Below are 11,009 nucleotides of genomic sequence, written 5' to 3'. Positions count from 1 at the left end.
TGAGGGTGTGGGAGAGTAGGTCACCGCCGGACTTAACTTGAGTAGATGGTTTGAGGCCCTGGTACCGTTTGGTGCCGGGGCCTCACCTGTTTAACTAGACTATTTAAGCCGTACGCGCATCGGCGGTCCTCGCCCTTCCTATCTTCATGGAAGTAGATAAGGTGTGTAGTAGAAATAACAAGATCTTCTACACGAGGGGCTTTCCTTGACCACCGAGACTACGAGTCCACTGACATACCGCGACGATTCAATTCGTCCCCAGGACGATCTCTACCGCCATAGCAATGGCAAGTGGTTCGAGACAGCAACAATTCCAGGAGATCAAGGAATTTACGGTTCCTTCATGGAACTCCGCGACCAGGCTGAGGCTGCGGTCCACGGAATCATTAATGAAGCAGTGCAGAAGGTCGATTCCGGTGCAGAAACTGACGCCGCCACCCAGCGCATTGCCCGCCTCTACAGCTCATTCATGAATGAAGCCGTTATCGAAGAACGCGGTGCCGATCCGGTTGCTGTCTTCTTGAATACTATTTCGGATATCCAGAACACCGAACAGCTGCTCGAAGTATGCGGTTTCTTCCAGCGCAAAGGCATCAGCGGCTTCATGGATATCGGCGCGATGAACGACGCCGGCAATCCGGACCGGAACCTGCTGACCTTCCTGCAAGGCGGCCTGGGCCTGCCTGATGAGTCCTACTATCGCGAAGAGCAGTTCGCTGAAACCGTATCCGACTACCAGGACCACCTTGGCCGCCTGCTGGCCCTTGGCGGTATTGCTGATGCCGAAGCCGCGGCCGCACATGTCGTAGCGCTCGAGAAGGCCATGGCCTCGCATCACTGGGACCGGGTCAAGGTCCGCGATGCTCAGGCACGCTACAACCTGATGTCCGATGAGGAGCTTTCCGCGCTTTTCCCGGGTGTGAGGACCTGGCTGGCAGGCGCCGGCATTGAGCCGAAGTACTACAGCGAAGTTGTCGTCTGGCAGCCAAGCTACCTTCAGGGATTGTCTGAGCTATTCGGCTCCCAGCCGCTGGATGCCTGGAAGAACTGGTTGCGGGTCCAGGTGCTGCGCTCGTTCGCTCCCTACTTGTCCAGCGCATTCGTCAATGAGAATTTCTCCTTCTACTCGGCCAAGCTCGGTGGCGTGGAACAGCTCAAGGAACGCTGGAAGCGAGGTGTCGCATTCACCGAAGGTGCTGTAGGCGAAGACATCGGCCAGCTGTACGTGGCTGAGCACTTCCCTGCAGAGGCCAAGGACGCCATGGACGCGCTGGTTCAACGGCTCATCGAGGCTTACCGCATCTCGATCAGCGAACTGTCCTGGATGGGCCCGGAGACCATCGAAAAGGCACTGGATAAGCTTTCCAAGTTCCGTCCGAAGATCGGCTACCCGAACCAATGGATCGACTACTCTGCCATCCAGGCTGATGAACTGGACGTCATCGCGAATATTGCCTCGGCGAACGAATTCGAGTTCGCTCGTGAATTGAAGAAGATCGATGACGGGGTGGATCGCGAACTGTGGTTCATGTTCCCCCAGACGGTGAACGCCTACTACCACCCGCTGCTGAACGAAATCGCGTTCCCAGCGGCAATCCTGCGCCCGCCATTCTTCGACGTGAACCGCGACATCGCCTCGAATTTCGGCGGCATCGGCGCGGTCATCGGCCACGAAATCGGCCACGGCTTCGATGACCAGGGCTCGCAGTTCGATGGCACTGGCCAGTTGACCAATTGGTGGACCGATGAGGACCGGGCTTCCTTCGAGAAGCTGACCGCCAAGCTGGTGGACCAGTACAACGCGCTGTCCCCTTCAGAAGCCCCGGAACACAACGTCAACGGTGCACTGACCTTGGGCGAGAACATCGGCGACCTCGGTGGCCTGGGCATTGCCCACAAGGCCTACAAGCTCGAGTTGGCCGCCCTTGGCATACAGGAAGATGAAGTGATCGACGGCATCACCGGAGACCAGCGCTTCTTCTACTCCTGGGCCGAATGCTGGCGCACGCTGATTCGTCCGGAGACCGCGGTGGTACGCGTGACCACCGACCCGCATGCACCCGGGGAGTTCCGCTGCAACCAGGTTCCGAAGAACCTGGCATCCTTCCACGAGGCCTTCGGCACCAAGCCCGGCGATGGCATGTGGCTGGATCCAGCTGACCGCGTAGAAATCTGGTAAACCGCATAACTGAATGGATAGGGCAGGGGCAAAGCCAGCTTTGCCCCTGCCCTATCCTGCGTTGCGGGCCAACATCACTGTGTAAGGCTGATCATGAAGGGCTTCAACTGCACGCCATGACACGTAGAATGGTCTATTGTGACTTCCGAAAATAATTCCGCACAGGCCCCAGATCCAAACGACCAGCGACAGGTGCGCACCGATAAGCGCAACCAGCTGCTGGCCAAGGGCGAGGAAGCCTACCCGGTAGGCATAGCTCGCACCCACTCGTTGCAGGAAATCCGCGACAAGTACGAGCACCTCGAAGCTGGTGAAGAGACCGAAGACGTCGTCGGCATCGTCGGCCGCATCGTTTTCATGCGCAACACCGGCAAGCTGTGCTTCGCCACCTTGCAGGAAGGCGGCCAGAAGGGCGAAGGGGTTCGCCTGCAGGTCATGCTCTCGCTTGCCAACGTTGGCGAAGAGCGCCTGGCCCAGTGGAAGTCGCTCGTCGATCTGGGCGACCATGTGTTCGTGACCGGCAAGGTCATCTCCTCGCGCCGCGGCGAGCTGTCCATCATGGCAGACGCTTGGGAAATGGCTTCCAAGGCCCTGCGCCCACTGCCGGTGCTGCACGCCGATCTGAATGAAGAGACCCGCGTGCGCCAGCGCTACGCCGATTTGATCGTGCGCAACGAGGCCCGCGAAATGGTCTACAAGCGCGCCGCGATCGTCCGCGCCGTACGCAACACCCTGGAGAACCGTGGCTATGTCGAGGTTGAGACCCCGATGCTGCAGCTGGTTCACGGTGGCGCTTCGGCCCGTCCATTCAAGACGCACCTGAACGCCTTTGACCAGGAAATGACCCTGCGCATCGCAACCGAGCTGTACCTCAAGCGGTGCGTCGTTGGCGGTGTTGACCGTGTCTTCGAAGTGGGGCGCATCTTCCGCAACGAGGGTGTCGACTCGACCCACTCGCCGGAATTCACCACCTTGGAATCCTACGAAGCCTACGCCGACCAGTACGTCATGGCCGATCGCATCAAGGAAATCATTCTCAATGCCGCTGATGCCATTGGTGCCGGCCGCACCATCGAGACCCCCAAGGGCACCGCTAACCTGGACGGCGAATGGCGCTGGGTCAGCGTCTACCCTGGCCTGTCCGAAGCTGTCGGCGTGGAGATCACCCCGGAAACCGAAGCTTCGGTGCTGCGCGAAGTCGCTGCGAAGCACGAAGTGAAGATCGATCCAGCCTGGGGCGCCCAGAAGCTGGTCATCGAGCTGTTCGGCGAAATCGTCGAGCCGACCTTGATCGATCCGACCTTCGTGTGCGACTACCCGCCACTGGCACAGCCGCTGGCACGCCCGCATCGCTCGAAGCCGGGAGTCATCGAGGCCTGGGACCTGATCATCGGCGGCATGGAGCGCGGTACCGCGTTCTCCGAGCTGATTGACCCGGTGATCCAGCGCGAGCGCCTGACCGAGCAGTCCCTGATGGCTGCTGGCGGCGATCCGGAAGCAATGCAGCTTGACGAAGACTTCCTTCGTGCATTGGAATACGGTGCACCGCCGATGGGCGGTATCGGTTTGGGTATCGATCGTCTGGTTATGCTTTTCACCAACGTCGGTATTCGTGAAACTATTCTGTTCCCACTCCTAAAGCCGGAGGCATAGGAATGCCATATATTGAGGCGATCGTCCCGACAATCGGCCTGGCGCTGCTTTTCTGGTACGTGATGAAAGCAATTACAAACGCGGATCGAAAAGAACGCCAAGCTGAAACTGAAGCTGATGCGCTAATTCAAAATCGCTCGGATTCTAATAATCCAGTAAACGAGAATTAGTCTTTCCTGAAAGAACCTTGTGAATTCTGATGATAATTAGAGTTTAGTGCGGCTATTTGTATATGCTTGTTGTTTGAAATGGGCTGATGATCGAATGTCAGTTGGTCCAGTACATTCAAGCTCGGAGGAATTCCTAAATGGCACGTCAGGTTCAAATTGCCCTGATCGACGATATTGATGGTAGCGAGGCGACTGAATCTATTGCATTCAGCGTCGCTGGTCAGCATTTTGAAATCGACCTGAACGACGAGCATGCTGCTCAGTTCCATGCAGCCATCGAGCCGTACATCGATGCGGCGCGCTCGTCGAAGCAGACTGCAGCGAGCGAAGCTCCAGCAATCCGCGCATGGGCGAAGGAAAACAACATCAAGGTCAACGCACGCGGACGCCTTAATGCAGAAGTTGTAGATGCCTACAATGCTGCAATGCGCAAGGGCGGACGAAACCGCGCGAAGTAATTTGCGAGGTTTTCAACAAGTCTCAATATAAGAGCCGGCACGCAATGCGTGCCGGCTCTTATTCTTATAACGACGTTCGTAATTCATCCAATACTTTCATTGAACATCGCAATATTGGCGAGCCAAGTAAATCTGGAAATTAATTGCACCTCAATTACGGATTTCCGGTACCAGGGGACCGCTTCGGTTATCCCTGTGGCGAACAAGGGCGCATTGCCGGCGCTTGGTGCGTAGCATCGAATTATTGGTAAGCAAGGAGTGTGCCGAAGATGTTTGAGAGATTTACCGACCGTGCCCGTCGAGTTGTCGTGCTCGCCCAAGAAGAGGCGCGCATGCTCAACCACAACTACATCGGCACCGAGCACCTGTTGCTCGGTCTAATCCACGAAGGCGACGGTGTCGCCGCAAAGGCGCTTGAGTCGCTGAATATTTCGCTGGGTGCCGTTCGTGAGCAGGTTCAGGAGATTATCGGCAAGGGCCAGCAGGCGCCTTCCGGTCATATCCCGTTCACTCCTCGCGCCAAGAAGGTTTTGGAGCTCTCGCTGCGCGAAGCGCTGCAGCTGGGGCATAACTACATTGGTACCGAGCACATCCTGCTCGGCCTGATCCGCGAGGGCGAGGGCGTCGCAGCCCAGGTACTGGTGAAGCTGGGCGCTGACCTCGGTCGCGTGCGCCAGCAGGTCATCCAGCTGCTCTCGGGCTACCAGGGCGGCAAGGAAACTGCCTCCGCTGGCGTCAGCTCGGGCGGACAGCAGGAAGGCACCCCGGCAGGCTCGGCGGTGCTCGACCAGTTCGGCCGCAACCTCACCGCAGCTGCCCGCGAGGGCAAGCTCGATCCAGTGATTGGCCGCGAGCACGAGATGGAACGCGTCATGCAGGTCCTCTCGCGCCGTACCAAGAACAACCCGGTGCTGATCGGCGAGCCTGGTGTCGGCAAGACCGCAGTCGTCGAGGGCCTGGCCCAGTCGATCGTGCGCGGCGATGTGCCCGAGACCATCAAGGACAAGCAGCTGTACACCCTGGACCTCGGTTCCCTGGTGGCCGGCTCCCGCTACCGCGGCGACTTCGAGGAACGCCTGAAGAAGGTCCTCAAGGAAATCCGCACCCGTGGCGATATCATCCTGTTCATCGACGAGATCCACACCCTCGTTGGTGCTGGTGCCGCCGAGGGCGCCATCGATGCCGCGTCGATCCTCAAGCCGATGCTGGCTCGTGGCGAACTGCAGACCATCGGTGCCACCACCTTGGATGAGTACCGCAAGAATATCGAGAAGGATGCAGCGCTTGAGCGCCGCTTCCAGCCGATCCAGGTCAAGGAGCCTTCGGTGGAGCTGACCACGCAGATCCTGCGTGGCCTGCGCGACCGCTACGAGGCGCACCACCGCGTGACCATCACCGATGGTGCACTGCAGGCCGCTGCCACGCTGGCGCACCGCTACATCTCCGATCGCTTCCTGCCGGACAAGGCCGTGGACCTGATCGACGAGGCGGGCGCACGCCTGCGCATCCAGCGCATGACCGCTCCTCCGGCCTTGAAGGAAATGGACGAGGAAATCGCCACCGTGCGCCTGGAGAAGGAAGCTGCGATTGACGCGCAGGACTTCGAAGGGGCTGCCTCGCTGCGCGATAAGGAATCCAAGCTGATTGAGGCCCGCAACGAGAAGGAGAAGTCCTGGCGCAATGGCGACATGGACGAAGTCTCCGAGGTGACTGAGGACCTTATTGCCGAGGTACTTGCCAACTCCACCGGCATCCCGGTTGTGAAGCTGACCGAGGAAGAGTCCACGCGCCTGCTGAACATGGAAGACGAGCTGCACAAGCGCGTCATCGGCCAGGACTCGGCGATCAAGGCCATCTCCCAGGCGATCCGCCGTACCCGTGCAGGCCTGAAGGATCCGAACCGCCCAGGTGGTTCGTTCATCTTCGCCGGCCCAACCGGTGTAGGCAAGACCGAGCTGGCCAAGGCGCTGGCAGAGTTCCTCTTCGGTGAAGAAGACGCGCTGATCACCCTGGACATGTCCGAATACTCGGAGAAGCACACCGTTTCCCGGCTCTTCGGTGCTCCTCCGGGCTACGTCGGCTACGAAGAGGGCGGGCAGCTGACCGAGAAGGTCCGCCGCCGTCCGTTCTCCGTAGTGCTCTTCGACGAGGTCGAGAAGGCGCATGCCGACTTGTTCAACTCATTGCTGCAGATCCTGGAAGACGGCCGCTTGACCGACTCCCAGGGCCGTGTGGTGGACTTCAAGAACACCATCATCATCATGACCACCAACCTCGGTACCCGCGACATCTCCAAGGGTGTGATGACCGGCTTCCAGTCGGCCGCGGATACCAAGACCGGTTACGAGCGCATGCAGGCCAAGGTCCAGGAAGAACTGCGTCAGCATTTCCGCCCTGAATTCCTGAACCGTGTTGATGACACCGTGGTCTTCCCGCAGCTGAACCAGGACGAGATCGAAGAAATCGTCGACCTGTTCATCGCACGCCTGGCCAAGCGCCTGGAAGAACGCGAGATCACCATCGAGCTAACCCAGGCTGCCCGCAGCCTGCTGGCCCAGCGCGGTTACGATCCAGCAATGGGTGCCCGCCCGCTGCGCCGCACCATCCAGCGCGATATCGAGGACCAGCTCTCCGAGCGCATCCTCTTCAGCCAGATCGTTGCGGGCCAGAAGGTCACCGTCGACGTCGAGGGCGAAGGCGAGAGCCGCAAGTTCGTCTTCCACGCTGAAGGCGGCACCGGCCAGCTGGAAGGCGAGCCGGCACCGGCAGCACTGGAAAGCTAGGCCGCAGAGGCATAACCCATAGCCGTGGAACTGACAACGTTCAGTTCCACGGCTATTGGCTTTAATCCGGCCATGTCGTAGGCTCAACACATGAAGAAGCGAAGCAAAGGGCAACAGCTGATTGCCGCTTCCTGCCTCGCAGTCATGGCCTATTCAGCCCTGTACCTTCTCCTCCGTCCCCAGCTTCCTGGACAATTGGTGCGCCATGCCGGCACCGACGGAGCCGGATACGGCCCAACGTGGCTGGTGGTGCTGGTGATTGGTGCCGCGGGCACGCTCAGTATTGCCATCGGCATCATTGCCTACCGCGAGTTCACCTCATTGGGGCACTGGAACCCGGGACCGAAATCGATTGTGGTCTGCTTCCTGGCCGCTGGCTTCGGAATCCTCGGACTGGGCGCTGCCATGCTTCTCGCTGCCATGGGAGAAGACGCCGCGCAGCAAGGCACCCTGCCTATTGGCATGGGACTGCTTGGGCTGATCGGGGTCTTCGCGCTTTCCGCCTCGCTGCTGGCAAAGGCATTGCCCCAGGCGGAGCAAGAAAGCCTCGACGCCTGAAGAGCAATCGATTCCCTCCGGGCGTGCTGGGCTTAGCGGGCCACCGCCTTGGCTACCAACTCGGCAAGCATTTCTTCGAGCTGCCCATCAAGCGCGGTAATGGCGAACGAGGTGGGCCATAGGGTGCCCTCATCCAGCTGCGCAACATCGTTGAAGCCGAAAGTCAGGTAGCGGGTACCGAACTTCTTGGCATCCTGCATGAAGCACAAGATCTTGCCGTCCAAAGCGTAAGCGGGCATGCCATACCAGGTTTTCGGCTCCAATTCCGGAGCCGTCTCGGTGATGATCCGGTGCAGCTTCTGCGCAAGCACCTTGTCGTTGCCCTCGAAGGAAGCAATCTTCTCTTCCACTTCCTTGCGGGCCTGTTCCGCCTTCTCGGCTTTGGTCATGCGCTTCTTCGAAGTGCGCACCTCAGCGGCCCGCTCTTTCATCGCGGCCTTCTCGGCGGCTGAAAAGCCTTCTTGTTCTGAACTGCTCATGCTTCTTCTCCCTGAACTGCTTGGTTGATACGGACCATATTTCCCGAAGGATCGCGGAAGGCGCAATCGCGCGGACCCCACGGTTGGTCCATTGGCTCCTGCAGGACTTCAGCGCCCGACGCGCTCAAAGTTTCAAAGACCTTGTCCAGATCATTGGTGGACAGCACCAGCGGGCCGATCGCGCCCTTGGCTACCAGCTCGGCCAAGGCCTGCGCATCGGCAGCTGACCGGCCAGCGCCCGGAGCCGAAAGCACCAGGCTGGTGCCGGCGCCGTCGGAGCCGCCAAGGGACACCCAGCGGAAGCCGCCGTTGGCGACATCGGAGAGGACCGTGAAGCCCAGCGCATCGCGGTAGAACGCGAGCGCCTCATCCACATCGAGCACGGTCAAAGGGACATGATTGATTGAAATGCTTGCCATGGCTCCAGCCTAGGGAGCGCCGACCAGATAGCGCTTCTTCAAAACTGCTCAGAATCTCTCGGGACGCAAAAGGATCTTGGCGATGCAGGCAGGGATCGGCTCGGTGGCTGAATGGTCCCGTTCCCGGTATGACGAGGGAGTTTCGCCGACCACTTCCGTGAAGCGCGTGCTGAAGGAACCCAGAGAGGTCCATCCCACTTGCATGCAAGCATCTGTTACCGAGACCGATGCGCGCAGCAGATGCATGGCGCGCTCGATACGGCGGGTGAGCAAATAGGCATGCGGGGTCTCGCCATAGGCCCGCTTGAACTCCCTGGAAAAATGAGCAGGAGACATGGAAGCACGCTGGGCCAACGCAGGCACATCCAATGGTTCCGCATAGTGCCGGTCCATCAGGTCCCTGGCCCGGCGCAGGTGCGCCAGGGTTTTCAGCGCTTCGGCATCCACCGGCTAGCCCCGGTTCCTGGCTCGCAGGACAAGGAATGCACCCAGCACCGTTGAGCACAGGTAGATCCCGGTGACGGTGATCCAGCCCGCGGTGAAGCCACCGGCCGAGCCGACCAGCAGGCCCATGGCCAAGGGCCCCACGGTGAAACCGCCAAACTGGCCCGCCGAGACGATTCCGCTGGCACTTCCCAGGCGGCTTGCGGGGATCACCCGCAGCAAGCCCGCCATCAGCACTACCGAAACTCCCAGGGCCGAGGCGCCGTGCAGGCAGACCGCTAGCCAGAGCAAGGCCACCGAGTGCAGCTGCTGGGCCATCAGGAAGCTGGCACCGCCCGCAGTGGCCAGCGACGCCAGCAGCAACAAGAGCTTAGGAGCTGATACGCCGCGTGACATCATCTGCCCCCATCCGACGCGGGCGGAAACGCCAATGACGCCAGCGACCGCGGCGGTCAGGCCGCCAGCGACCAAGGAGAAGTCCAGCTCGCGGACCGCAAAGAGCGCCAGGTAGACGTTGGTCGCCTGTACGCCGACACCGTTGATGAAACCGAATAGGGCCAGCGCAAAAATGACGAACTTCGTGGAGGGGGCGGCCGCAGCCACCGGCTGGCTCGCGCCCGTTGCCGCCTTCTGCGGGGCAGGCGCGGCGAGCATGGGGGTTGCGCGGATAACCCGTACAGCGATCACCGCGAGGACCGCGGCGAGCACGGCGCCGGCCAGCGATGCTCCGTTCCAGCCAATGAATGCAGCCAGCAGCGGGAACCCCACGCTGCCTACGAGCTGTGAAACCTGCACGCCAGACTGCTTGATGCCGGTCCACGTGATGCGCTGGGCACTAGGGACGCGCTGGGCCAGAATGCGGTTGGTGACCCCGTTGGGGAATGACTGGGCGAAGCCGGCCAAACCGGAAGCCGCCAGGAGCAAGACGTAGCCTGCGGGAATGGCTGCCAAGCCCAGCGCGACCGCCGTCGTGCCGAAGATCAGCAGGACCAGCCTGGTATCCGGTTGCCTGTCGGAGAACTTCCCGAAGACGGCGTTACCCAGTGCGGCGCAGCCGAAGCACACTGTCGCCAACAGGCCGAACTGGGATTCGGTGATTCCCAAATCCCTGATGACCAGGTCGCTGGTGGCGTTCAACCCGTAATTAAGCAGGGGAGCGATGCCGACGGCGGATAGGAGGATGGCAAGCAACCCGAATCCGGGGCGTGCTGTTCTAGCTGGCATCCTCATCCTTGCTCCAGTGCGACTTCAATGTTCAAGTTTATCTTGGCACACCGTGTTGCGGGATGTTCCTTCAATGACATATCCGGCATCTGCTTCGATTCTGCAAACGGTGGGGCATAGGATTTAGAACGTGAACTCTTTTACCGTCCGCTCAGCCAGAACCAGTGATGTCAACGCTATCCGCAATCTTGTGCGCCCGTTGGCCGAGGAACGGATCCTGCTGGATAAGGAAGCGGTCACCTACTACGAGTCCATCCAGGAATTCCTGGTCGCCGAGGACGCGGACGGCAATGTTGTCGGCTGCGGCGGTTTGCACGTCATCTGGGAAGACATCGCCGAAATCCGTACCTTGGCGACCTCGGGCGAGCTGCGTGGCAAGGGCGTAGGCCATGTCCTGCTCTCCGAACTCTTGGAACGTGCCCGGGAAGTCGGGGTTGGCCGCGTCTTCTGCCTGACCTTCGAAGTGGATTTCTTCATACGCCAAGGCTTCAAGGTGATGGCTGACCAGAGCGCCGTGGATCCAGCGGTATACCAGGAGATCCTGCTCTCCCGGGATGAAGGCGTTGCTGAATTCCTGGACCTCGCCCGCGTGAAGCCGAATACCTTGGGCAACACCCGGATGATCATTACGCTGGACTGATA

At 60.2% G+C, this 11,009-nt stretch carries 11 protein-coding genes; 7 read left to right on the top strand and 4 right to left on the bottom strand.

Features of this window, described 5'->3' with window-relative positions:
- The first annotated feature begins 205 nt into the window (after positions 1–205).
- The 6 genes from ACI2JZ_RS17325 to ACI2JZ_RS17300 all read left to right on the top strand — a co-directional run bounded on the left by ACI2JZ_RS17325 (position 206) and on the right by ACI2JZ_RS17300 (position 7,801).
- On the top strand, positions 206–2,179 hold the full coding sequence (locus ACI2JZ_RS17325; RefSeq protein WP_404598698.1) for a M13 family metallopeptidase: 1,974 nt from the start codon (positions 206–208) through the stop codon (positions 2,177–2,179).
- Positions 2,180–2,317: 138 nt separating this feature from the next.
- The gene (gene lysS, locus ACI2JZ_RS17320) at positions 2,318–3,832 is read left to right on the top strand and encodes a lysine--tRNA ligase (RefSeq protein ID WP_332488537.1); all 1,515 of its coding nucleotides are present in this window, start codon (positions 2,318–2,320) and stop codon (positions 3,830–3,832) included.
- Positions 3,833–3,834: 2 nt separating this feature from the next.
- Positions 3,835–4,002, top strand: coding sequence for a hypothetical protein (locus tag ACI2JZ_RS17315; protein WP_404598695.1), 168 nt, complete (start codon positions 3,835–3,837; stop codon positions 4,000–4,002).
- A gap of 137 nt (positions 4,003–4,139) precedes the next feature.
- On the top strand, positions 4,140–4,460 hold the full coding sequence (locus ACI2JZ_RS17310) for an Lsr2 family protein (protein WP_105659017.1): 321 nt from the start codon (positions 4,140–4,142) through the stop codon (positions 4,458–4,460).
- Positions 4,461–4,729: 269 nt separating this feature from the next.
- Positions 4,730–7,243: an ATP-dependent Clp protease ATP-binding subunit gene (locus tag ACI2JZ_RS17305; RefSeq protein ID WP_105659016.1), complete on the top strand. Its 2,514-nt coding sequence runs from the start codon at positions 4,730–4,732 to the stop codon at positions 7,241–7,243.
- A 90-nt stretch (positions 7,244–7,333) separates the two neighbouring features.
- Positions 7,334–7,801, top strand: coding sequence for a hypothetical protein (locus ACI2JZ_RS17300; protein ID WP_332488534.1), 468 nt, complete (start codon positions 7,334–7,336; stop codon positions 7,799–7,801).
- A gap of 32 nt (positions 7,802–7,833) precedes the next feature.
- On the opposite strand, the gene ACI2JZ_RS17295 is transcribed toward ACI2JZ_RS17300, so the two are convergent.
- Genes ACI2JZ_RS17295 through ACI2JZ_RS17280 form a run of 4 tightly spaced genes read right to left on the bottom strand, consistent with a single transcriptional unit; the run spans position 7,834 to position 10,334 of the window.
- On the bottom strand, positions 7,834–8,280 hold the full coding sequence (locus ACI2JZ_RS17295) for an iron chaperone (RefSeq protein WP_105659014.1): 447 nt from the start codon (positions 8,278–8,280) through the stop codon (positions 7,834–7,836).
- On the bottom strand, positions 8,277–8,699 hold the full coding sequence (locus ACI2JZ_RS17290; RefSeq protein WP_105659013.1) for a VOC family protein: 423 nt from the start codon (positions 8,697–8,699) through the stop codon (positions 8,277–8,279). Before ACI2JZ_RS17290 ends, ACI2JZ_RS17295 begins: the two co-directional genes overlap by 4 nt.
- A 48-nt stretch (positions 8,700–8,747) precedes the next feature.
- A complete protein-coding gene (locus ACI2JZ_RS17285) occupies positions 8,748–9,092 on the bottom strand; it encodes a helix-turn-helix domain-containing protein (protein WP_402741983.1) in 345 nt (114 codons plus the stop codon).
- 57 nt (positions 9,093–9,149) lie between these two features.
- Positions 9,150–10,334, bottom strand: coding sequence for an MFS transporter (locus ACI2JZ_RS17280; RefSeq protein WP_404598692.1), 1,185 nt, complete (start codon positions 10,332–10,334; stop codon positions 9,150–9,152).
- Positions 10,335–10,497: 163 nt separating this feature from the next.
- Here ACI2JZ_RS17280 and ACI2JZ_RS17275 point away from each other — a divergent pair, with 163 nt between their 5' ends.
- Positions 10,498–11,007 (top strand): amino-acid N-acetyltransferase, encoded by a 510-nt coding sequence (locus ACI2JZ_RS17275; protein ID WP_105659010.1) that lies wholly within the window; start codon positions 10,498–10,500, stop codon positions 11,005–11,007.
- Positions 11,008–11,009: the final 2 nt, after the last annotated feature.

Origin of the sequence: Microbacterium sp. NPDC087868 (assembly GCF_044900755.1) — a bacterium.
GTDB classification, from domain to species: domain Bacteria; phylum Actinomycetota; class Actinomycetes; order Actinomycetales; family Microbacteriaceae; genus Microbacterium; species Microbacterium galbinum.
This window is presented reverse-complemented; position numbering and strand designations above follow the sequence as displayed.